Genomic DNA, 22,767 nt, shown 5'->3' with positions numbered 1-22,767 from the left:
TGGGGGGTCAGAGGTCGGCGTGCAGCTGCCAGACCTTGTCCGCCGAGTCGGCCCAGCTGAAGGCATGCGAGCGGTCGAGTCCGACGACCCCGAGACGGGTGCTCAACTCGACGTCGTTCACCACCTGGTACATCGCCTGGGCGAGCCGCTCGGGATAGTGCTCGGGGTCGTCACGGGCGACCACGACCGCAGCGTCGGCGGCGACCTCGACGAGGGCCGGGGTGTCCGAGATCACGGTCGGCGTACCGAGGCTCAGGGCCTCGACGACGGGGAGACCGAACCCCTCGGCCAGACTCGGGAACACGAAGACGGAGGCGCGCTGCAGCAGGACGGCGAGCTGGGCGTCCGACACGAAGCCGAGCGAGCGCACCCGCCCCTCGGGGAGACCCTCTCGAGCGATGATGTCGGCGATGCTCACCTCGCCCCAGCCGTCGGGCCCGACGATGAGCAGCGGGACGTCGGGGGCGTCGGCATGGCCCATGGCCTGGATCAGCGGCTCGATGCCCTTGCGGGGTTCGAGGGTTCCGACGCTCAGGGCGTAGGTCGGAGGGAGGTCGAGCGCGTCGGCGATCGCGTCGGCGTCGCTCGGGACGCTCAGGTCGCTGCTCACGGCGCCGCCGATGACACGGAGGCGGTCTCCGAAGTCGAACCGCTCGGAGAGATCGTCGGCCACGGCGTGCGTGGGCACGACGACCGCATCGGCGAAGCGGTGCGCACGTCGAGCCATGGCCTTGTGCCACCGGACGCCTCGCGGCGTGAGCGTGTGGGGATGGGTCCACGGCACGGTGTCGTGGATCGTCACCACGGTCTGGGTCGACGGTTCGAGAGACCGGTCGTGTCGTGACAGCGGGGCGAGCAGACTCGTCGAATGGACCATGCCCCGACCGGGGAGGCCGACGAGACCCGTCTGCCAGGCGACCGAGAAGCTCACGTCGACCGAGAGGGGCCTTGGCGAGGCCTCTGAGCCCGGGGAGCAGATCGTCGACGCGGTCGTAGTCCGCCTGCGGGTGCGCCGCAACGACGCCCTCGACGTCGCAGCCACGAGGCGCGTTCGCGATCAGTCCACGAGTGAGCTCGACCGTGTACCGGCCGATCCCTCCGGGGACGGGTGCCAGGATCTGGTCAACGACCACTCGGAGCGTCGTCATCGGACGTGAAGACCCCCTTCGCCACTGCATCGTCGAGGGCTTCGCGCCAGGGGCGCATGGGCTCGAGGTCTACCGCTCCCCAGGCCTCGTGTCCGAGCACGCTGAAGGCGGGTCGGGGGGCCGGTCGCACGAAGCTCGAGCTGTCGGTCGGCGTCACCCGGTCGGCGTCGAGGCCGGCCGTCTCGAAGACGGCGCGGGCGAAGTCGTACCAGCTGGCTCGACCCCCGTTGGTGCCGTGGTAGATCCCGACGGGGGCGTCGGAGTCGACGAGTCGGACGATCTGCTCCGCGAGGTCCATCGTCCAGGTGGGCTGGCCGACCTGGTCGTCGACGACGCTGACGGTGTCGTGCGTCGACGCGAGCCGGAGCATCGTCTTGGCGAAGTTCGGACCGTGCTCGCCGTAGAGCCACGCGGTGCGGACGATGTAGGTGCCGTCGGGGTTCGCGGCGCGGGCGAGGCGCTCTCCCTCGGCCTTCGTCCGACCGTAGGCGCTGACCGGTGCGAGAGGGGTCGACTCGTCGTAGGGCGTCGTGGCGGAACCGTCGAACACGTAGTCGGTCGACACCTGCACGAGCCTGGCACCCGAGGAGGCGGTGGCCTCGCCGAGCAGACCGGCTGCGGTCCCGTTGACGGCGAGCGCCGCCTCCTCGTCGGTCTCCGCGGCGTCGACGGCCGTATAGGCCGCGGCGTTGATCACGACGTCGTGACCGGCGACCGCGTCGAAGACCGCGTCACGGTCGGTGACATCGAGATCGGCGCGGCCGAGCACGGTCACCTCACGGCCGAAGAGCGCCTCGAGCAGGTCGGAGCCGAGCATGCCCCGCGCCCCGGTGACGAGATAGCGGGAATTCTGCGGGGTGCTCACGAGAGGGCCGCCCGCTCTTTGAGGGGCTCCCACCACTCGCGGTTGTCGCGGTACCACTGGACGACCTCGGCGAGACCCTGGGCGAAGGGGACGCGCGGCTCGTAGCCGAGCTCGTCGCGGATCTTCGAGATGTCGACCGAGTAGCGGAGGTCGTGACCGAGTCGGTCCTGGACGCGGTCGACGTACGACCAGTCTCGGCCGGTCGACTCGAGCAGCATCTCGGTGAGCTCCCGGTTGGTCAGCTCGGTGCCGCCGCCGATGTTGTAGATCTCGCCAGCGCGACCGCCCACGAGCACCATCGCGATGCCGCGGGTGTGGTCGTCGACGTGCAGCCAGTCGCGGATGTTGTTCCCCTCGCCGTAGAGGGGCACATGCCGGTCGTCGATGAGGTTCGTGACGAAGAGGGGGATGACCTTCTCGGGGAAGTGGTACGGGCCGTAGTTGTTGCTGCAGCGCGTGATCGAGACGTTCAAGCCGTGCGTGCGGTGGTAGCTGCGGGCCAGGAGGTCGCTGCCCGCCTTCGAGGCGCTGTAGGGCGAGTTGGGCTCGAGCGGACGGTCTTCGGCCCACGACCCTTCGGCGATCGAGCCGTAGACCTCGTCGGTCGAGACGTGGACGAAACGCTTGAGGTCGTTGCGCAGCGCCGCGTCGAGCAGCTGCTGCGTGCCGAGCACGTTGGTCTCGACGAAGATCGACGCGTCGCGGACGGACCGGTCGACGTGCGACTCGGCGGCGAAGTGGACGACGGCGTCCATCTCGGGGAAGAGCGTGTCGAGCAGTGCGCCGTCGCGGATGTCGCCCTTCACGAAGGTGAACCGGGGGGAGTCGGCCACGGAGGCGAGGTTGGCCTCGTTGCCGGAGTAGGTGAGAGCGTCGAGGACGACGACCTCGGCGCCCTCGAGGCCGGGGTAGGCGTCTTCGATGGTGCGGCGGACGAAGTTCGAGCCGATGAAACCGGCGCCGCCGGTGACGAGGATTTTCACACTGTTCCTTGTTGGTCGGTCGCGGAAGGGTCATTCGATCTTAGGGGGACAGGTCGTCCGCGGCGGCTCGGGAAGTATCCGCTCCTGTCTGTCCCCTCTTCTGCGGAACCTCGGTCGGGGGGTGGCTCGGGGGACAGATCCATGTGACCGTTGTAGTCATGGACATCCGCGACGCCCCCGCCGAGACGGCGCCTCGCGCCGTCGTGTCGGTCGATCGACGGCGACTGCTCGCACTCGCGGCGGTGGCCGCCGGCGGCGCCGCGGTGACGACCTTCGACGCTCGTCCCGCCGCGGCGGCCACGAACCTCGGCGAGACGACGGCCGGGGTGACCACCGTGGCCGAGGCCCTCGCCGCCGCCCAGGCCTCGTCGTGGGGCGGCTACTCGAACGGGAGGATCCCCGCGGCCGCCCTGACGCCCATCGTGTCGACCGTCGCCGGATCGGGATACCTGCGTTCGGACGCCGCGCGACAGTATCTGTCGATGAGTCTCGCCTTCTCCCGGGCTGTCGGGCGCCCCCTGGTCATCACCGAGGGATACCGGACCTACGCGCGTCAGCAGGACTACTGGACCCGCTACCAGAACGGCACGGGCAACCTCGCCGCCTATCCGGGCACGTCGAATCACGGCTGGGCCATCTCGTGCGACTTCGGCTCGGGGGTCGAGACGGCCGGCACCGCCGCCAAACGATGGATGGACGCCAACGCACCGTCGTACGGCTGGAAGCCGACGGGGAACGGCTTCTCGCAGCCCGAGCCGTGGCACTTCGACTACACGGGTGCCTGGGTCGGAACGGCCGGGACGGATGCGCCCAAGGTCGGGACGGGTGACGTGGCCGTGCTGCGCACCACCCAGGCCATCGGCAGCATCGCGGCGGGGTACACGGCCCTGCTGGGCATCCGGAGCCTCCGCCACCTGTCGACCATCGACATGATCAATTCCATGCGGGTCGTCTCGACGCCCTACTTCGAGGTGACGGCGAACACGTTCCTGAACGCGATGTCCTCACTGTCCATCCCGCGGTCCGCCCTCGTGCCGAACGCCGACTACTGGCGTCGCTGAGCAGTCCCCGATCCACGCCCGTCGCGGGCAAGAAAACACCGAAGGACACACACACATGCTGATTCTCCGCTGCACCGATTCGCTCGCCGGGGTGGGCAAGGGGTACACCTGTCTCGTCGGCGTCCGGACACTGCGTCATCTGTCGACGTCCGCCATGGTGTCATCCGTCAAGACGATCGGCGTCACGTACCGCGAGGTCAACAGCGTGGGCTTCTACAACGTGCTGAGCTCGATGTCCATCCCGAAGGCGGCCGTGAAGCAGTCCGCCGACTACTCGGGTCGCTGACCCGGCGTCGCCTCCGCGGGGTGGTCAGGCCTCCAGCGGGCGGACGATGCGAGCGGGTACACCGGCGACCAGCGAATTCGGGGGCACATCGCGGTTGACGAGGCTGCCCGCCGCCACGACGCTCCCGCCGCCGATCGTCACCCCTCCGAGCACGGTCACGTCGGCGCCGATCCAGCAGCCGTCTCCGACGACTATGGGCTCCGTGCGGCCCGCTCCCGCGCGGTTCGAGGCGTCTCCGAGATCGTGGGTCTCCGTGATGAACCGCGTGAAGGGGCCGACGGACACCTGCGAGCCGATGGTCGTCCTCGGACGGACGTAGACGTCGCGGTTCAGGAACGTCCCGGCCCCGATTCCGACCGGCCCGAAGACCCGCACCCCATCGAGCAGCTGGCAGCGTTCGGCGACGGATATCCTGGCCCGTCGGGTGCCGAAGAAGGCCACGGTCCGGCCGATGCGCGTCCCCTCGCCGACCGACACGTACGAGGGCACGACCGCGAGAGGCGTCTCGTCGTCGCCTTCCCCCCTGTGGTCCATCGACGACTGCTCGAGGGCGGCCACGCGCTCCTCGAGCACGTCGACGGCGTCGAGCAACCTCCGTACACGCGCCCACCGGCTCAGCATCTGCAACACGAAGCCACCCTATTCTTTAGTCGCGACGATCCCGCCAGTCGTCGCGGAGGGGCGTGAGAGTCCCGACCGAATGAGGAGCAGCATGACCGCCACCCCCACGACGACATCGCGCCTCCGAGCGTGGCTCGTCTCCTCCGTGATCCTCGCCCTCCTGGCAGTGGCGGGAGTCGCGATCCTCGTCCCCCGGGGCGGGGCGGAGCCCGCCGTCGCGGCCGAGAGGGCGACCACGCCACCTGAGGACGTCCTCCAGGCGGACCCGACGACCGGCACCCGGGTCGCCTACCTCGGCGACTCCTACACCGTGGGCACGGGCGCGCGATCAGCCGAGGCCGGCTGGGTGTCGCTCCTCGACGAGACGTTCGGCTGGCAGGGTGCGAACCTCGGCTGCGGGGGCTCGGGCTACGTCGCGCTGGGTTCGTCGTGCGAGATGACGTACGACGAGCGGATCGACCAGGTCGTGGCCGTCGACCCGGACGCCGTCATCGTCTCGGGCGGACTCAACGACGTGCGATCGACCCGAGACCTCAACCTGTTGAAGAAGGCGGTCGACAAGACCTTCGCGGATCTCCGCTCGGCCCTGCCCGACGCCCAGATCGTGGCCGTCTCGCCGCTCTGGAGCGCCGACCGGACTCCGCCGAACATCTCGATACTCGGGGCCATCGTCCAGTCGGCCGCGGCCAAGGTCGACGGCACCTACCTCGACATCGGCCAACCGCTCCTCGGCCGTCCCGACCTCATGTTCCGTGACGGAGTGCACCCGAACGACGCCGGTCACCGGGCCATCGCCTCGGCCGTGGGCGAGGCCCTCATCGAGGTAGCCGTCGACCCGAGACCCGCCGGGCTATGATCTCCCGGTGCCCGCTCCGATCTCCTCCCGCAACTCGGTCGACGACCTGAGGGGCGATACGCCGCGGGACCGGCCGACGGCACGAGCCCACGCGGGCGTGCGGCCCGAGATCCAGGCTCTCCGCGCCGCCGCGGTGCTGGTCGTCGTGCTCTACCACCTCTGGCCGGCTCGTCTCCCGGGCGGCTTCGTCGGGGTCGACGTCTTCTTCGCGATCTCGGGGTTCCTGATCACGGGGCATCTCATGCGCGAGGTCCAGTCGACGGGTCGAGTGCAGCTGTCGCGGTTCTGGGCCCGTCGTGCGCGGCGACTGCTCCCGGCCTCCCTGACCGTCCTGGTGCTGACCGCGATCGCCGTCGTCGTCGTCGTGCCCCGATCGCTCTGGGGTCAGTTCCTGCGCGCCGTGGCGGGAAGCGTGCTCTACGTCCAGAACTGGGTGCTGGCGTCCGATTCCGTCGACTACCTCGCCGCCGACAACGTCGAGACGCCCGTCCAGCACTTCTGGTCGCTCGGGGTCGAAGAGCAGTTCTACGTCGCCTGGCCGCTGCTGATCGCGCTCGCGCTGGTCCTGGCCCGACGACGGTCCGTGCAGCGGCCGCGTCGAACGGTCGGGGTGCTGCTCGCCGTCGTCTTCGCGGTGTCGCTCGTCCTCTCGATCGTGCTGACGGCGACCGACCCGGCCAGCGCCTACTTCGTCACGCACACGCGCGCGTGGGAGTTCGCGGCAGGCGGGCTGCTGGCCATCGTGGCGCCCGACGTGCTGCGGGCGGGCACCCGGGCTCGGACGCTCCTTGCCTGGAGCGGCTGGGGGATGATCGCCCTCGCCGTGGTGACGTTCACCGGTGCCACTCCGTTCCCCGGCTTCACGGCGCTCCTCCCCGTCGTCGGCACCCTCCTGGTCATCGCCGCGGGCAGCCCCGAAGGCCGCTGGTCGCCCACCCCGCTGGCGGAGTTCGGCCCGGTGCGCCTCCTCGGCGACGTGTCGTACTCCCTCTACCTCTGGCACTGGCCGCTGATCGTCCTGGTCCCCTACGCCCTCGGCCGCGATCTCGACGCACGGGTCAAGCTGCTGATCCTGGTGGTGGCGGTGACCCTCGCCTGGCTGTCGAAGGTGCTGATCGAAGATCCTTCGCGCACGGCGAAGGCTCTGACGCTCCGACGTCCGCGGTGGACCTTCGCCGCGGTGGCCGCGGGCATGGTCATCGCTCTGATCGTCCCGACGGTCGGTCTCGTCCAGGCACGCGCGGCCGAGGAGGACAGCGACCGTCAGACCCAGGCTCTGCTCGGGGGAGACGTCCCCTGCTTCGGCGCGGCGGCCTTCGCCGACGAGAGCATCTGCGCGAACCCGGACCTGCGAGACACTCTCGTGCCGTCGACCGCCGCGGTCTTCGACGACACGGACGGCGCCTTCGACTGCTACCGGCCGGAGGGCTCACCGGACGCCACCCCGTGCCACTTCGGATCCGACGACGCCGACGCTCCGCGCGTGGCACTGGTCGGCGACTCCCATGCGGCGATGCTCGTGCCGGGTCTCAGCGAGCAGGTGGCCGACGAGGGCTGGAGCCTCGACGTCTTCGTCGGCTGGGGAGGGGCGTGGACGGATCCGTCGACGTTCGGCGCGGGACCTCAGCGGACGTACATGCAGGCTGTCGACACCGCCCTCCGGAGCGGCGACTACGACGTCGTCCTGGCCACCGCTCGCCGTGATCCGACCCAGACGGAGCAGGAGTCGTCGACCCGGGTGGCGGCGATGGAGACGGCCTGGCGGGAGACGCAGGACTCGGGGACCCGTGTCGTCGTGCTCCGCGACAATCCGACGATCACCCAGGAGGCGCTCGACTGCGTCACGCAGGCCGCGGACGGTGCCGACACGTCGACGTGCTCGGTCTCGTCGGCGGACGCCTTCGCGGGAACGGACGACCTCGTCGTCGCGGCCGACGACACGGGTGCCGACGTCGTCGATCTGGCCTCGTTCTTCTGTCGGGACGACACCTGCCCGATCGTGATCGGCAACGTCATCGTGTACCGCGACCAGCATCACATCACCGCGACGTTCAGCAAGACGCTGGCCCCGTACCTGATGGAGCGACTACGCCCGCTCGTCCGCTGACGCCGCAGCCGTCCTGAACCGCCACGGCTCGGGCGGGCGTCCGAACGCCTCGAGCCAGCGCGCCAGCGTCTCCTCTGAGGCGTGCCGGTCGGCCTCTTCGGCCGCGGTGCACCGGGGCCGTGCCGGAGGGGTGGCCGAGGAGGCGCGGGTCCGGTCGTGCGACGCCTCGACGTCCCACAGATCGAGGGGGAAGCTCCGGCGCAGCGGCATCAGGTCGAGCGACAGGGGCGGCGGCGGGGAGGACGCCAGGGCGTCCTCCACCGTGCGCGCCGGCAGGACCTCGCGACGGCCCGTCCCCGCGTAGTGATCCGCGTACTTGAAAGGGTGCTCGGCCCGGGAGGCCAAGGGCACGGCGTCTACACCGAGAGCATCCGCGACGATCAGGGCGTGGAGCGACGAGGCCACGACGAGTCGGCTCTCGGCTATCGCCCGGAGCACCTCGAGGAGGGGAGCCGTCGGGTCGACGGCCCTGGGGTCGTTCCGGTGGTCCTTCCGGTCGTTCAGGTTGGGGATGATCGTGACGTCCCGAGTCCTGGCTCCTCCGGCCCGGTGCACCAGGTCGGGCACGAGCTCGGGGATCAGCAGCGCGGGGTCCCCGATGACGTCGCCCGGCTCCATCCCGGCGAGGGCGAGCGCGGCGCGTGTGAGAGGCCCCCTCACCGCGCGGACGTCGAGGTCCCCGGCGCCGAGCGCGACCGGCGGCATCTTGCCGTTGACGCCCGAGCCCCAGACGACGTCGCCGGGTCGGGCGAAGTGGAGGACGGATCCGACGGCTACGAGTCGGCGCCGATCCGGGACGACGACGGGCACCCGACCGAGCAGCTCCCGGATGATGAGAGGGCCGAGGAGATCGCCGAAGTTCGAGACGCGGCGCGGGCCGTCGGGATGCGGACGGAGAGGATCCCACCGTACGACCGGCACCCCTCGCACGACCGTGTGCAGGTCAGGCACGGCACGACCCTCTGGAACCCGTCGGGAGTGGTCGGATGCAGGGTGTGGGCATGTGGAGTCCTCTCCGGACGACCGTCGCCGGAATCGCGGGACCGAGGGTAACAGCAGACCCTGCGGGATCACACCGCGGCTGCCCTAGACTCATGTGCCGACCCTGGAGGAGGAACCGTGAGCGACTCAAGACACCCCACGGTGGTGGTGTTCCCGTACTGGCCGGAGAACCCCTACCTCAACGTGTCCTATCTGGCCATCCGTGCGGACGGTTGGGTGGTGAACGAGCAGCGACGACTCACGCCCTTCCTGACGAAGATCGGCACCTTGGAGTCCGGGGACGTCATCCACCTGCACTGGACCTCCCTGCTGATCCAGACGGCGCCCGACGAGGCCGAGGCCGAGCGTCGGATGCAGCTCGTGCTCTCGACCATCCGGGAGGCGACCGAGCGCGGGGTCCGTTTCGTCTGGACGGTCCACAACCGCCTCCCTCACGACTGCCCGTGGCCTCGCCAGGAGACCGAGCTCAGCAACGGACTCGTCGCTCTCGCCGCCAAGGTCCACGTGATGTCTCCTCAGACGCGCGGGGTCGTGGCGGACGTCTTCGACATCCCCCTCGACAAGGAGGCTCTCGTCCGTCACCCGAGCTACGAGGGGCTGTACGACCAGGCCTGGTCACGAGACGAGGCGCGGGCGTCGTTGGAGCTCGACGCCTCGTCGGGCACGACGGTCCTGTTCTTCGGGCACATAAAGCCCTACAAGGGCATCTCCGCCCTCATCTCGGCCGTCGGCCGCACGGGAGACACCCTCCTGCTCGCCGGGCACGCCTCGCACGTCGACCGCCTCGAGACGGAGGCGATGATCCCCGAGGACTCCAAGATCGTCACGAGCTTCGGCTACGTCCCGGACGACCAGGCGGGGCGGTGGTTCGCGGCCGCGGACGTCCTCGTCGTGCCCTACGCCGCCATCCTCAACTCGGGCAGCATCCATCTGGCCTCGACCTTCGGTCTGCCGGTCGTCGTGCCGGCCTTCCCTCATCTGGTCGAGCAGTTCGCCGACGAGAGCTGGGTCCGCTTCTACGACGCGGCCGGCGGCGTCGAAGCGCTGGCGGCCTGTCTCGCGGAGTTCGAGCCCTCGCCCGAGCTCCGCGCGTCGGCACGCGCCTACGCGCTCGGGTACACGCCGTACGCCATGGCGACCGACATGCTGTCGCTCTACGACTCGATCAGCGCCTGATCCGACCCGCCGTCGCCCGGGCCCGTCTGAGGGCGGCCCCGGCGAGACGCCGGACGAGACGCGAGCGGGTGATGAACTGCAGCTCGCTGTCGGCGTCGTCCGCCTGCGCCACGACGACCGAGGCCAGAGGGTCCGCCGGGCGCTGCAGCGCGAACCGCGAGACGCGCGCCGGGAGTTCCACGTGCGTGCCCTCGAGGTCGACCTGCGCGCGGACGGACCACACCCCGGGGGTGGTGCGGACTCGACGCGGCAGCGCCGCCGTGGCCGTGTTCGAGGGGGGCAGCTCCGTCCACTCGACCGAGTGCCCTGACGCATGCTGCAGAAGGAGGCTGACCGGCACGTCAGGGGACTGACCCGACGACGAGAGCATGGCACGCCGGCCGTCGAAGTCGTCGACGTCGACCCGGAGATCTCGGACGAGGTCGGCGAGCCGGGCCAGGCGGGCCCAGGCGGACCCCGCGGCCAGGCCCACGACGCCCGCTGTCGAGGTGTTCAGGCTCGTCGCGGGGAAGACCGCGCTGAGCCTGGACGCCTCCGCCTTGGCGTCGTCGTCGTCCGACAAAGACAGCGCGAGGAGATGCGGCATGACGATGCGCTCGACGACGGTCTCGCCGGCCTCCGGGTCGCCGAGTCCGCCGAGGAGCGTCACGAGCTCCCCGGCACGGGAGACGGCGGCGAGGATGTCGGCCGGGTCGTCGGGGACGACGTCCGTCGTCCCCGGGACGCCGGGGAGACTCCACACGAGATCGACGCGACCGGCGCCGACCACACGGTAGATGCGGTTCTGGTTGGGGCCGAGGCGCTCGACGACGTCGGTGGGAGCCTCGGAAAGCAGCGTCGTGACGACGGATGCCAGCTCCTCGCGTTCGGCCGGGGAGATGGGGATGCGTCCCTGCGCCATGAGCTTGCGGAGGTGGACCCATCCGTCGTTGACGAGCACCATGGAGAAGTACTCCTGGACGACCGCCTCGCGGCCGTCGCGCACGACGAGCTCGGTGCACCGCGCCTCCTCGCTGAAGTAGCTCAGAGTCCCCGCCAGCTGGCCCGCCTTCTTCGTCATCGAGCCGTGCCCGGGTCGGTCGCGGTAGGTGTAGACCACATCCGTGACGACGGAGATCGACGCGGCGCCCAGGAGCGCCGAAGTCATGGGCACGATGTCGTTCGAGCGGGGGACCGACGGGAAGAGCAGACCGTCGGCCCGCCACTTCTCGAGTCTGAACGCCTTGTGCCAGCAGGCCCTGAAGCGGATGAGGGAGGGGACGTCGTCGATGGCGACGGACGACCGGTGCTCGGAGAACGCGTCGAACCCCTTCGAGGGCCGCCACGTCGTCCGGGCGTTGAACTTGAGGAAGTCGCCGACTGCGAGGTCGTCGCCGGAGGCCTCCAGAGCGCCGACCAGTGCGGCGTACGCGCCCCGGGGGACGATGTCGTCGCCGTCGGCGAAGATGAGGTAGCGGCCGCGCGCCTGCTCGACGCCCTGGTTCCGGGCGGCGGCGCCGCCTCGACCCGTCGCCTCGAGGACGCGGAATCGGGGATCCGCCTCGGCTCGTCGTCGGGCCAGTGCCAGGGTGTCGTCGGTCGAGTGGTCGTCGACCACGATGACCTCGAGGTCGACGTCCTGACGGGCGATGGTGTCGAGGCACTCCGTCAACCACGTGGCGACGTCGTGCGTGGGGACGACCACGGAGAGGAGGGGGACGTTCGCGGGCGTCTGCATCGACACGACGGGGTCCTTTCGACGAGGGCCGGAGGCGCGCCCGGCGGGGCGGGCCGCCCGCCATGCTAGCCGGGATCGCGCACGCGGTCGGAGTGGGATCCTCCGATGCGCGAGACGGGTTCGTCTAGACTCGGGGCCGTGCAGATCCGTGAGTTGAGCGTCCCCGACGCGTACGAAGTGACCCCCCGCCAGTTCGACGACGACCGCGGGACGTTCCTCGAGTGGTACCGGTTCGACGAGCTCGAGAAGGCCACCGGCAGGTCGATCGACCTGCGTCAGGCGAACACGTCGGTGTCGAAGCGCGGCACGGTGCGCGGCGTCCACTTCGCCGACGTGCCGCCGAGTCAGGCCAAGTACGTCACGGCGACGCACGGTGCCGTCCTCGACTTCGTCGTCGACATCCGGGTCGGCTCGCCGACTTTCGGCCAGTGGGACAGCGTCCGTCTCGACGACGTCGACCGACGCGCCATCTTCGTGTCCGAGGGGCTCGGGCACTGCTTCGTCGCACTGACCGAGGGCGCGACCGTCAGCTATCTCGTCACCGACGTCTACCAGCCGACACGGGAGCACGGCATCGACCCTCTCGACGAGCAGGTCGCACTGGCCTTCCCCGACGAGGCCGGCGAGCTGCTCCTCTCGCCCAAGGACACCGACGCTCCGACTCTCGCCGAGGCGGCCGAGGCGGGTCTGCTCCCCACCTGGGACGCCGCGCGCGCCTACTACGACACCCTGCGGACGGGAGCCGGACGATGAAGGGCATCATCCTCGCGGGGGGCAGCGGGACTCGTCTCTGGCCGATCACGAAGGGCATCTCGAAGCAGCTGATGCCGATCTACGACAAGCCGATGGTCTACTACCCCTTGTCGACGCTCATGATGGCCGGGATCAACGAGGTGCTCGTGATCACGACGCCCGAGTACAACGACCAGTTCCGCGCGCTCCTCGGCGACGGCTCGCACCTCGGCATGACCATCGAGTACGCCGTGCAGCCCTCGCCCGACGGCCTGGCGCAGGCGTTCGTCATCGGAGAGGACTTCATCGGCGACGACAGCGTCGCGCTCGTGCTCGGCGACAACATCTTCCACGGCACGGGCCTGGGCTCCAGCCTCCGCCAGAACGCTCAGGTCGATGGGGCGACCATCTTCGCCTACCACGTGTCCGATCCGACCGCCTACGGCGTCGTCGAGTTCGACGACGACTTCACGGCCGTGTCGATCGAGGAGAAGCCCACGCAGCCGAAGAGCAACTACGCGGTGCCCGGTCTCTACTTCTACGACAACGACGTCGTCCGGATCGCGAAGACGATCGAGCCCAGCGCCCGGGGCGAGCTCGAGATCTCGACCGTCAACGAGCGGTACCTCGAGTCGGGTCGTCTCCGGGTCCAGGTGCTCGATCGCGGGACCGCGTGGCTCGACACCGGCACCTTCGAGTCGATGATGCAGGCCAGCGAGTACGTCCGGGTCATCGAAGACCGACAGGGGTTCAAGATCGGCTGCGTCGAGGAGATCGCCTGGCGCGCCGGCTGGATCGACGACGCCCAGCTCGAGGCTCTCGCCGCCCCGCTCGCCAAGAGCGGCTACGGGGTCTACCTCAGGCGCCTCCTGGCCTGACGGCGTCCTCCTGGCCCTGTCGCCGCACTCCGAAAGGCATCACGACATGTCACTCAGGTCCCGGGTACTCACTGGTCTCACGGCCCTCCGCCGCCCCCGGACGACAGCGGCTCGGTGGCTGGGCTCGTGGCGACGACGTGCTGCGGAGCGGCGTCGCGCTCGACCGGCGGCCGCCCGGACGAGGCCGCTCGATCCGTCGCTGGTGTCGGTCCTCCTGACGGTCCGTCAGGATCAGCTCCCTCTGCTCGACGACCGGCTCGCGAGACTGCGGGTGGCCCTCGTCGGTCAGCCCTCCGAGGTCCTCGTCGCGGCGCATCTCGTCCCCGAGTCCGCACCGCCCGCGCACTGGAGCCCACCGGACCTCCTGGGCGCCGAGTGGGCGAGTCGTGATCTGCTCCCCACCTGGGAGGCCGCCTACACCCAGGCCCTCGACACGGCGAGCGGCGCCACGACGGTCGTGCTCGACGCGTCGATCGAGGTCGAGTCGGCGACCGTCCGAGAACTGCTCGCCGCCCGAGACGAACGGGGCGGAGTCGTCCAGGCCGTCGTCCAGGGGAAGGACGACGTGGTCCTCAGTGCCGGCGCCGTACGGCACAGGGCGCAAGACCCCCTCGAGTCGCTCTTCTCCGGCTTCCCCCTCGAAGACGTCTCGGCGGCGACGGAGAACCGGATCGCCGCCGCCGACCAGCCGGCCTTCGTCGCGAAGACGATCGACCTGGCGCCTGCACCGCGGACCGGCCACCAGGCGACCGCGATCGCCGCGATCACCGGGCGGGTGCCGGGCGGCGCGACCTTCGTCGTGACCGGTCGTCTGAACCGTTCCGGCAGGGTCGAGCGGGGAGTCGAGGCACCGCACGACTCCGAGTCGGTCAGCATGATCCGGGCCGGCGGCGAAGCGCTCCGGGCTCTGGAGAGCGCGGGGTTCACGGTCGATGCGGCCGCGCCCCTGACGTCATCCGACGGCGTCTCGACCGTGCGAGGCGGGCGCGTCGACCGTCGGCACGCTGCCGCGGGGGACTACCCGCGCCTCCGGTGGTCCATCAAGACGGCCGCGAGCGCCGGCCCCCTGGGCGACACCTGGGGCGACACGTTCTTCGCCGACGACCTCGCCCGCGAACTCCGAGCTCTCGGGCAGCGGGTCGTCATCGATCGGCGGCACTCCCACCGGCGGCCGGCGACGCAGCACCTGGACGACGTGTCGCTCGTCATCAGAGGTCTCCAGTCCCCGCCGACGAGCGCGGAGAGGATCGACCTGCTCTGGGTCATCAGCCATCCGGACGAGGTCACGGCCGACGAGCTGACCGCCTACGACCGGGTGTTCGCGGCCTCGTTCACCTGGTCGGCGGAGACCGCCGAGAAGACCGGCGTCGACGTCGTCCCGCTGCTCCAGGCGACGGATCCCGCTCGGTTCCACCCCGGTGCGTCCGACGCGGACCTCGCATCCGACGTCCTCTTCGTCGGTTCGACCCGGGGCGAGTACCGGCCCCTGGTCCGTGAAGCCGTCGAGGCCGGGATCGACGTCGACATCTACGGTGGTGGCTGGCTCGATCACGTCGACCCTCGTCTCGTCAAGGGCGCCTTCCTGCCGAACGAGCAGCTCTCCGCCGCCTATCGCAGCGCTCGCGTCGTGCTCAACGACCACTGGGCGGACATGGCGGCGCAGGGCTTCGTCAGCAACCGTCTCTTCGACGCCGTCGCTTCGGGTGCCCGCGTCGTCTCCGACCCCGTCGCCGGAATCGACGAGCTGTTCGGCGACAGCGTCGCCCAGGTCGCCTCTCGCGAGGAGCTGACCGCGGCCACGGACCCGGCGCACGCCTGGCCGGACGACGAGGCACGGCTGGCGAGAGCCGCGATCATCGCGACCGAGCACTCGTTCGCGAGTCGGGCCCGGACCCTCCTGGAGAGCGCGGTGGAGGCGAGGGCCGGACACCGAGACGGCCCGCGGGTCAGCTCTTCCTGATGACGGCACCGAGCCGATCGGCCATGCGCACGATCCGACGCTGACGGAACTGCGCGATCTCCGCGTCCTTGGCGTTGAGCGCCTTCTGCATCCGTCGTCGTTCGTCGTCCCATCGGGCCTTGCTGGCGGCGAGCACCGCCTGTCCGTCGATCTCGATCATGAGGTTGTGCAGGCCGATCTCGCGCTGGGCGGCGATCTCCTCGTCGGACATCGCTTCGTCGTCCGCGGCCGCGAGGGGGCTGGTGGGGCGAGGCAGTGCGGCCAGCGACCGGGCGAGGGAGTCGTCGTGGACGAACTCGTCGCCGTCTGAGCCGAGGAGGCGCGGGTCCGGCTGGCGGATCAGGTACGCGGGCAGCAGGCGGTCCTGTTCGAGTCGCGCGAAGTCACGCATGCCGTGGTGGTTGGGGCTCGGCTTGAGGTCCGGATTGGCACGGTACGACTCACCGGCGATGCGGACCTTGTGCTCGAACTGCGCCCACGAGCGCCAGGGGAGGTGGAGCACCTCGAGCTCGAGGCCGGCCGGGGGACGTCCTTTGCTGGTGATCGACACGTAGTGGTTCCCCTGACGGACGACGACGTCGGCGGAACCGACGTGCACGGCGTTCGGCGTCGGCTGGGCGTGGACGCCGACGGCCTTGAGGGCCGCCTCGCTGCGGTGGTCGCGCCAGACGAGTCTGTCGATGCCCGCCCCGCTCCGGGCGGGACGACCGACCATGTTCGTGACCGGGACGGGGAACGACTGCAGCTCGACGGGCATCTTCGCGAAGACCTCCGAGAGCGTCTTCGCCGGGTCGAGGGGTCGGATGAACTCGTCGGCGTCGGCGTTGATGACCCAGTCCGCCCCGTGCTCCGTGTAGGCCTCGCGCGCCATCTTCGTCACGACGTCGCCCTGCTGCTTCTTCTGCACGGGGTCGTGGTGGAGGACGATGCGGCCGTCGTCGGCGTAGCGCTGCAGGATCTCGGCCGTGCCGTCGAGGGAGCCGTTGTCGGTGACGATGACGACATCGACGCCTTGCGCGAGGTGGAACTCGAGCATCGACTCGACGATGTCGGCTTCGTCTCGGACCATCATGGTCATGGCGAGGGTCATCGGTTGTCCTTTCGGGCCTCGGCGAGCGCCAGCTCGACCAGGCGGTCTGTCTCGGTGTCGACGTCGTGACTCGCGGTGAGCGGCACGACGACGTCGTGGATCTGTCGTTCGAGGGATCCGAGCGCCTCGGTGCGGGTCCGCCACAGGACGGCGAATGATCCGGGTTGCGGGCTGACGGGCGTCTCGCCCTCGAGTGTGAGCGTCACATCGTCGAGGTCTCCCGACGCGCGGTAGTGGTTCTGGCGGCCGTCGACGACGACCTCCTGCCCGTTCCGTTCGAGAGCGGCGACGAGTCGCCGGACGAGGGGATCGTCGGTGCCGGTCGACACCGTCGAGTCGGTGGGCGTCTTCACGGCCCACCGGAGGCACGGCTCGCCCGCGCGGGGACCGGTGGCGACGTCCCGCCGGGGGCGGACGACGACCGGGTAGGCGCGGCGCAGCATGCGGAACTCGGCCGGCGGCGTCGCCCCGAGATGCGGGGCCGCGAGACCGAAGTGCTCGTAGCGGGGGAGATCGGAGACCGGATACGCGCCACTCCACCGCTCGTCGAAGAGCGACCGGTTGACCGTGTTGGTCACCTTCCGGCCGGTGCTCTTGCTCTCGTGGTGTTCGACGACCGCGCGGGTCTCCACCTCGTGATGGGCCTCCGTCCGGAGGGCCAGCCCCCGCAGACAGAGGTCGACGTCCTCGAGTCCGTTCGTGAATCTCGTGTCGAAGCCCTCCAGGGCCACGACGTCGGAGGCGCGCATCGCCATCGCCGCGGCCGTGACGGCGCTGAACCGGCGCAGATCGCCGCGTTCCGCGTCTTCGCGGGGGTGCCCGGCCAGCAGGTGCCACGGCAGGATGCGCTCACCAGCGAAGAACGTGCCCGCCGTCTGCACGGTTCCGTCGGGGTAGAGGAGCAGCGGTTGGACGGCGACGATCGTGTCGTCCGACTCGAGACGTTCGATCATCAGGTCGAGCGCACCCGGCTGCACCACGGTGTCGTTGTTCAGGAACAGCACGTGGGCTCCCGAGGATCGGGCGAAGGCGAGGTTGGAGCCCAGAGCGAAGTTCAGGTTCTGCGGCGCCCTCACGATCGTCACTCGGGGCTCGTCCGCGTAGCGTCCCGCCAGGATGCTCGACACCGAGCGCCGGGATCCGTTGTCGACGACGACCACCTCGACGTCGCGGCCGGCGGCGGTGTCGAGCACGGCGTCGACCGCTCGGATGGTCATCGACCAGTCCTGGAATGTCGGCATGCAGACGGAGAGTCGGTCCACCACGCGGTCGTCGACTCCGGCCCGCTGGGTCGACCAGTCGACCAAGCGGCGTTCGATGACGTGCTTGTCCCAGACCCGTGGGTCGTCGGGGGAGGTGGGCAGACCGGGGCGGGACGGGGCGCGGTGTCGCACGGTCGTCGACGCCGGTGTGCCGGCGGTGGACTCGAGGAGGCGGAGGACCAGATCGAAGTCGTGCCCGCCCCCGAGGGTGGTGTCGACCGGTCCGACGGACTCGAGCGCCGGTCTCGGGACGAGGAGGGCCCCGAGGGGGACGACGTCTCCGAGCACGAGGAGCGACTCGGGACTCGCCCCGGCGGACCGCGGGGTCCCCGGCCCCGTCAGCGTGTTCGTCGAGCGCGCCACGACGATCGCCGCGGGATCGACACGGGCGCTGACCATGGTGCCGAGGTGCGTCGATGCCCAGCGCGTGCCCACCGGCAGGAAGACGACGAGCGGCGCCGAACCGGCCGCGACCCCTGCGTCGAGGGTCTCGCCGTGGCTCCCGCTGTCGAGATCGAGGACCGAGATCCGTGCGTCGCGCGTCGAGAGGTCTCTGGCCACGTCGAGGGTGCTGCCCGGGTGCGGGTCGGGCACGACGACGGCTCGCCACGTGCGGTGCTCCTGCGCGACGAGCGAGTCGAGACGGAGGGAGAGGTCGGTCGGGTCGTCGCCCGACGGCACGACGACGTCGACGTCGCCGTCGGTGAGGTCGCCCGCTCGAGGAGCGGAGGCGCCCTCCGTCATCGCCGCGGCCTGCGCGAGGTCGCGCAGCAGTCGAGCATTGTCGACGACGACGGCGCGATGGCGAGCTGCGGGCGAGCCGGGCTCGTCGCGTGCCTGCCGTGATGCGTCCCGGATGGCCTCGACGGGGTCGCCGACAGGGGGCGTCGGCCAGAAGGGGCCGGGGGAGCGGTCGCCCTCCGGCGCCAGGAGCTGCATCGTGGCGGACGTGCCGTCACCGTGTCGGGAGGTGAGCCACTCCGGTTCGAGGAACGGGTTGAGTGAGACGTCACCGCCCTCGGGGAGGCTCACGAAATGGCGGAGGGCGTCGAGGTCGGTGCGGAAGTCCTCACCCGTCTGCAGGGCGTAGTACTCGCGGTCGAGCACTCCGACGCGTTCCAGGCGACGTGCCCATGACTCGCGACGCGCCAGCGCCGCCGCGGGTGTGCCGGCCAGAGCCCGTCGGAGGCCGCCGAGAGATGGGGTACGAGTTCCGATGATGATCCTGCCTCCCGCGGCCCGAGGGCCGACCATGGTCTGTCTCTGGGTTCGATGATATCGACGACGACCCGGTCGCCCCCCGACCTCAGCCGAGGCGCGTGCTGAGCACCGCTCGGACATTGAGCCCGAGGCGTACGAGCGCCCGGACGGGAGCCAGCGTCGGCCCGGGGTACCTGGTGCCGACGAAGCGGGCGGCGCTCTCGTGATGGGCTCGCACCATCGCGGCCTGCCGGGTCTTCGTCGAATGCGCGCCCACGTGCATGATCTCGGACGATGGCCGGTACCGTCGTCGCCACCCCGCCTGGCCGAGACGGAAGCACAGGTCGACGTCTTCGAAGTACATGAAGTACCGCTCGTCGAACCCGCCGACCTGGTCGAACGCCGACCGGCGGAGGAGGATGCAGGCGCCGCTCAGCCAGTCGACGTCCCGGGGCTCGACCGCGGTGCTGGTCTGGAGGTAGTGACGCGACCAGGGGTTGCCGGGCCAGACGTGCACGAGGAGCGCATGGCCGATGCCGTCGACGAACGACGGGAATCGGCGGGCGGAGGGATACGTGTTGCCCGCGGCGTCGGCGATGTGCGGCCCCACGGCGGCCACATCGTCGTGGCCGTCGAACTCGGCCAGCATCTCGTCGACCGATCCGACGCCCAGCTCGACGTCGGGGTTCGCGACGAGGATCCATTCGATCTCGGCGGGCAGGCCGACGCAGGCGGCGTTCACCGCACCTCCGTACCCCTTGTTCTCGGGGAGGAGCAGGACGCGTGCGTCGGATCTCATGTCGCGCAGTCGCTGCGGCGCGCCGTCCGTCGAGCCGTTGTCGACGACGACGAGCGCGAGGGGCTCGTTCGACGACGAGGCGACGCTCGAGGCGAACCGTTCGAGGAACTCGCCCGAGTCGTACGACACGGTGACGACGGCCACCCGGGGTGTCTGGGTCACGGGGTTCCTCTCGCGGCGGCCTGGTATACGTCGTCGTGCACGGCGGCGCACCGCGTCCAGGTGAACTCGGCGGCCCGCGCCAGACCTCGTGTCCGACGGGCGGCACGGTCGACTCCGGGTGCGGCGACGCGCTCCAGGGTAGCCGCGATCTCCGCGGCGGAGACACCGGTGTAGTCGACGGCGTCGCCGCCGACCTCGGCCAGAGACAGTCGTTCGGTGGTGATGACGGGGGCACCGCAGGCGAGCGCCTCGATGACGGGCAGGCCGAATCCCTCGCCGAGGCTCGGGTAGGCGACGCACTCCGCCCCGCCCAGGTACGCGGAGAGCTGCTCGAGCGGCAGGTATCCGGTGACGACGATGCGCTGGAGATCCGGCGCCGCCGCCACCGCCCCGTCCGTCTCGGAGTCCCATCCTCTGGCTCCGGCGACGACGAGTGTCCACGGCCGCAGACCGGCTGCGACCCGCTCGGTCGAGAAGCGCGACACCGCCTCGATGAGGGCGGGCACGTTCTTACGCGGTTCGATCGTGCCGAGGAACGCCACGTAGGGGTCGTCGCCGAGCCCGAGCTCGTCGCGCAGGCGCCCGACCTCGGCTCCGGTGGGTTCGCGGAACACGGTCCGATCGACGCCGAGAGGAGCGACCCGGAGGAGGCGCGGGGTCCGCCCGACGAGACGCTGCACCTCGTCGGCCGTCGCCTGGCTCGGGGTGACGACCGCGTCGGCGAGACGGAGCGCGAGGCGGGTCCAGAGGCGGAAGAACCGCGCCTTCGTGGGGATGTGCCAGTCGGGATCGCTGAAGAAGGTCGCGTCGTGCAGGGTGACGACCCGGCGTCTGCGGGTGAGCAACGGCAGCGTGTAGTGGGGCGAGTGGATCACGTCCGCACCGATGCGGCGTGCGAGAAGAGGAAGGCCGAGCTGCTCCCAGACGAGCCGCACCGGTGTCCGTCGGAGGGCGGCCGGTGCACGGTGCACGACCACGCCCGCGGCGTGCGACTCGAACCAGTCGGCCTGCGGACCGGGTTTGGCCACGACGTGGAGTTCGACTGCGCTCGAGCGGAAGGATTCGACGAATCCGGTCACGTAGCGGCCGACTCCGCCGAGGTCGTCGGGGACCGCCGTCGCGTCGACCAGGGCACGGATGAGTGTGGACAAAAGGTCGAGGGTGCTCCGACTAGGATTGCGATCTGGTTCAGCCAGTCTAAGCTAGCCGAGTTTTGCAGGCGTGCTCTTCGCCTCCCGTCCCGCTAGGAAACGCATGACCTACTTCCAGGAACTCTGGTCCTCCAGGGAGCTGCCTCCTCAATCTCACGAAGCGTGAGATCACGGGGCGCTACAAGAGGACCGTCCTGGGGCAGCTGTGGTCGCTCCTCAACCCGCTCGCGTCGATGCTCGTCTACACGTTCGTCTTCGGCGTGCTGTTCCGCAACGATCCGGGCCCCGGCGATCCCAGCGGCATCGACGCGTACTTCATCTGGCTCCTCTGCGGTCTGCTGCCCTACCAGTTCTTCTCGAACGCGGTGAACAGCGGCATGGGGGCCATCTGGTCGAACTCGTCGCTGGTCAAGAAGGTCTACTTCCCGCGGACGAACCTCGTGCTCTCGGCCAGCGCGGCGTCCGGCTTCAACTGGGCCGTCGAGATGGTCATCCTGGTCGTCGCGCTCCTCATCGTCGGTGGTCCGGGCGTCCTGCTCTTCGTGCCGGTCATGATCGTGTTCATGGCTTTGATGCTGGTGTTCGTCACCGGGGTCGGTCTGATGCTGTCGGTCGTCAACGTCTACTTCCAGGACACCCAGCACCTCATCGGCATCGCGCTCCGTCTGATGATGTACCTGAGTCCGGTGGTCTACCCGTTGAGCCTCGTCTCGAACGCCAGCAACAACCTCGGGCCGCTCTTCGGATCCGTGACGCTGTTCGACCTCTACCGTCTCAACCCCGTCGAGCGCTTCATCTCCTCGTTCCGGACGATCCTCTACGACCAGCGTCTGCCGGCCCTCGACGACACCCTGTTCTGTCTCGGCTACGCCGCCGTCTTCATCGTCCTCGGCCTCTGGATCTTCCGACGCAACGAAAAGAAACTGGCAGAACTCCTGTGATCGAACCCGCCGTCACCGTCTCCAACGTCTCGAAGAAGTTCCGTCTCTTCAAGGAGAACAATCAGACCCTGAAGTCCGCCGTCATGCGGGGGCGTCGCGTCGTCGCCGAGGACTTCTGGGCCGTCCGAGACGTGAGCTTCGAGGTGCCGAAGGGCTCGACCTTCGGTCTGATCGGCCGCAACGGGTCGGGCAAGTCGACCCTCCTCAAGTGCCTCGCGAAGATCCTGTCGCCGAACGAGGGCTCCATCGAGTACAACGGCCGGCTGGCTGCGATGCTCGAGGTGGGTTCCGGGTTCCATCCCGAGTTGACGGGACGCGAGAACGTCTACCTGAACGGGTCGATCCTCGGCCTCAGCCGCAAGGAGGTCGCCGCGCGCTTCGACGAGATCGTCGACTTCTCGGAGATCGGCGACTTCATCGACCAGCCGGTCAAGAACTACTCGTCGGGCATGTACGTGAGGCTCGGGTTCTCCGTGGCCATCACCGTGCGCCCTGACATCCTCGTCGTCGACGAGGTGCTCGCCGTGGGCGACAGCGCCTTCCAGCGTAAGAGCCAGGACAAGTTCAACGAACTCCGAGACGGCGGCCGGACCGTCATCCTCGTGACTCACTCGATGGCCAACATCCGCCGCATGTGCGATCAGGTCGCCTGGATCGACAAGGGGCAGCTCGTCCACGCAGGCTCGGTCGACGAGGTCGCCCCCGCCTACGAGGACTTCATGAAGAGTCGCTGACGACTCCGCGGCCCGACGGCCTCGCCGTCGGGATGG

The 22,767-nt window shown here is 69.9% G+C and carries 20 protein-coding genes; 10 read left to right on the top strand and 10 right to left on the bottom strand.

The features are described from left to right. Positions 1 to 7 precede the first annotated feature (7 nt). From ACZZY9_RS04140 to rfbB, 3 genes are all read right to left on the bottom strand, one after another. Positions 8 to 931: a glycosyltransferase family 4 protein gene (locus tag ACZZY9_RS04140; RefSeq protein ID WP_463463101.1), complete on the bottom strand. Its 924-nt coding sequence runs from the start codon at positions 929 to 931 to the stop codon at positions 8 to 10. A gap of 191 nt (positions 932 to 1,122) precedes the next feature. Beyond that, the gene (rfbD, locus tag ACZZY9_RS04135) at positions 1,123 to 2,013 is read right to left on the bottom strand and encodes a dTDP-4-dehydrorhamnose reductase (protein WP_463463100.1); all 891 of its coding nucleotides are present in this window, start codon (positions 2,011 to 2,013) and stop codon (positions 1,123 to 1,125) included. Beyond that, positions 2,010 to 2,996, bottom strand: a complete 987-nt coding sequence (gene rfbB / locus ACZZY9_RS04130; protein ID WP_463463099.1) for a dTDP-glucose 4,6-dehydratase — start codon at positions 2,994 to 2,996, stop codon at positions 2,010 to 2,012. Before rfbB ends, rfbD begins: the two co-directional genes overlap by 4 nt. A gap of 158 nt (positions 2,997 to 3,154) precedes the next feature. Here rfbB and ACZZY9_RS04125 point away from each other — a divergent pair, with 158 nt between their 5' ends. Next, a complete protein-coding gene (locus tag ACZZY9_RS04125) occupies positions 3,155 to 4,057 on the top strand; it encodes a M15 family metallopeptidase (RefSeq protein WP_463463098.1) in 903 nt (300 codons plus the stop codon). A 55-nt stretch (positions 4,058 to 4,112) separates the two neighbouring features. After that, on the top strand, positions 4,113 to 4,343 hold the full coding sequence (locus ACZZY9_RS04120; RefSeq protein WP_463463097.1) for a hypothetical protein: 231 nt from the start codon (positions 4,113 to 4,115) through the stop codon (positions 4,341 to 4,343). Positions 4,344 to 4,367: 24 nt separating this feature from the next. On the opposite strand, the gene ACZZY9_RS04115 is transcribed toward ACZZY9_RS04120, so the two are convergent. Then, positions 4,368 to 4,964, bottom strand: coding sequence for an acyltransferase (locus ACZZY9_RS04115; protein WP_463464633.1), 597 nt, complete (start codon positions 4,962 to 4,964; stop codon positions 4,368 to 4,370). Positions 4,965 to 5,055: 91 nt separating this feature from the next. On the opposite strand from ACZZY9_RS04115, the gene ACZZY9_RS04110 reads away from it, so the two are divergent. Next, positions 5,056 to 5,820, top strand: a complete 765-nt coding sequence (locus ACZZY9_RS04110) for an SGNH/GDSL hydrolase family protein (protein WP_463463096.1) — start codon at positions 5,056 to 5,058, stop codon at positions 5,818 to 5,820. A 7-nt stretch (positions 5,821 to 5,827) separates the two neighbouring features. Further along, on the top strand, positions 5,828 to 7,927 hold the full coding sequence (locus tag ACZZY9_RS04105; RefSeq protein ID WP_463463095.1) for an acyltransferase family protein: 2,100 nt from the start codon (positions 5,828 to 5,830) through the stop codon (positions 7,925 to 7,927). On the opposite strand, the gene ACZZY9_RS04100 is transcribed toward ACZZY9_RS04105, so the two are convergent. Beyond that, the gene (locus ACZZY9_RS04100) at positions 7,907 to 8,878 is read right to left on the bottom strand and encodes a polysaccharide pyruvyl transferase family protein (protein ID WP_463463094.1); all 972 of its coding nucleotides are present in this window, start codon (positions 8,876 to 8,878) and stop codon (positions 7,907 to 7,909) included. The genes ACZZY9_RS04105 and ACZZY9_RS04100 overlap by 21 nt on opposite strands. A 168-nt stretch (positions 8,879 to 9,046) precedes the next feature. Here ACZZY9_RS04100 and ACZZY9_RS04095 point away from each other — a divergent pair, with 168 nt between their 5' ends. Then, the gene (locus ACZZY9_RS04095; RefSeq protein WP_463463093.1) at positions 9,047 to 10,105 is read left to right on the top strand and encodes a glycosyltransferase; all 1,059 of its coding nucleotides are present in this window, start codon (positions 9,047 to 9,049) and stop codon (positions 10,103 to 10,105) included. Here the strand turns inward: ACZZY9_RS04095 and ACZZY9_RS04090 are convergent. Continuing rightward, positions 10,095 to 11,822, bottom strand: coding sequence for a glycosyltransferase family 2 protein (locus tag ACZZY9_RS04090; RefSeq protein ID WP_463464632.1), 1,728 nt, complete (start codon positions 11,820 to 11,822; stop codon positions 10,095 to 10,097). The genes ACZZY9_RS04095 and ACZZY9_RS04090 overlap by 11 nt on opposite strands. 138 nt (positions 11,823 to 11,960) lie before the next feature. Here ACZZY9_RS04090 and ACZZY9_RS04085 point away from each other — a divergent pair, with 138 nt between their 5' ends. From ACZZY9_RS04085 to ACZZY9_RS04075, 3 genes are all read left to right on the top strand, one after another. Then, the gene (locus ACZZY9_RS04085; RefSeq protein WP_463463092.1) at positions 11,961 to 12,575 is read left to right on the top strand and encodes a dTDP-4-dehydrorhamnose 3,5-epimerase family protein; all 615 of its coding nucleotides are present in this window, start codon (positions 11,961 to 11,963) and stop codon (positions 12,573 to 12,575) included. Beyond that, positions 12,572 to 13,432: a glucose-1-phosphate thymidylyltransferase RfbA gene (gene rfbA, locus ACZZY9_RS04080; protein ID WP_463463091.1), complete on the top strand. Its 861-nt coding sequence runs from the start codon at positions 12,572 to 12,574 to the stop codon at positions 13,430 to 13,432. Before ACZZY9_RS04085 ends, rfbA begins: the two co-directional genes overlap by 4 nt. A gap of 202 nt (positions 13,433 to 13,634) precedes the next feature. Then, positions 13,635 to 15,392, top strand: a complete 1,758-nt coding sequence (locus ACZZY9_RS04075; RefSeq protein ID WP_463463090.1) for a CgeB family protein — start codon at positions 13,635 to 13,637, stop codon at positions 15,390 to 15,392. Here the strand turns inward: ACZZY9_RS04075 and ACZZY9_RS04070 are convergent. The 4 genes from ACZZY9_RS04070 to ACZZY9_RS04055 form a co-directional block, all read right to left on the bottom strand. After that, positions 15,379 to 16,482: a glycosyltransferase family 2 protein gene (locus ACZZY9_RS04070; RefSeq protein ID WP_463463089.1), complete on the bottom strand. Its 1,104-nt coding sequence runs from the start codon at positions 16,480 to 16,482 to the stop codon at positions 15,379 to 15,381. The two genes, ACZZY9_RS04075 and ACZZY9_RS04070, sit on opposite strands and share 14 nt — an antisense overlap. After that, positions 16,479 to 18,851: a glycosyltransferase gene (locus ACZZY9_RS04065; protein WP_463463088.1), complete on the bottom strand. Its 2,373-nt coding sequence runs from the start codon at positions 18,849 to 18,851 to the stop codon at positions 16,479 to 16,481. Before ACZZY9_RS04065 ends, ACZZY9_RS04070 begins: the two co-directional genes overlap by 4 nt. Positions 18,852 to 19,050: 199 nt before the next feature. Next, positions 19,051 to 19,905: a glycosyltransferase family 2 protein gene (locus tag ACZZY9_RS04060; protein ID WP_463463087.1), complete on the bottom strand. Its 855-nt coding sequence runs from the start codon at positions 19,903 to 19,905 to the stop codon at positions 19,051 to 19,053. After that, positions 19,902 to 21,056 (bottom strand): glycosyltransferase family 4 protein, encoded by a 1,155-nt coding sequence (locus tag ACZZY9_RS04055; protein ID WP_463463086.1) that lies wholly within the window; start codon positions 21,054 to 21,056, stop codon positions 19,902 to 19,904. Before ACZZY9_RS04055 ends, ACZZY9_RS04060 begins: the two co-directional genes overlap by 4 nt. Positions 21,057 to 21,223: 167 nt before the next feature. Between ACZZY9_RS04055 and ACZZY9_RS04050 the strand changes: the two genes are divergently transcribed. Together ACZZY9_RS04050 and ACZZY9_RS04045 are read left to right on the top strand one after the other, a co-directional pair. Next, positions 21,224 to 21,997, top strand: a complete 774-nt coding sequence (locus tag ACZZY9_RS04050; protein WP_463464631.1) for an ABC transporter permease — start codon at positions 21,224 to 21,226, stop codon at positions 21,995 to 21,997. Then, complete coding sequence (locus ACZZY9_RS04045) at positions 21,994 to 22,731, top strand: ABC transporter ATP-binding protein (protein WP_463463085.1); 738 nt, start codon at positions 21,994 to 21,996, stop codon at positions 22,729 to 22,731. The genes ACZZY9_RS04050 and ACZZY9_RS04045 overlap by 4 nt, the downstream gene beginning before the upstream one ends. The last annotated feature ends 36 nt before the right edge of the window (positions 22,732 to 22,767 follow it).

The organism is Frigoribacterium sp. AC394 (assembly GCF_979258095.1).
The sequence above is the reverse complement of the archived record's forward strand: the minus strand, read 5'-3'. Positions and strand labels throughout refer to the sequence as shown.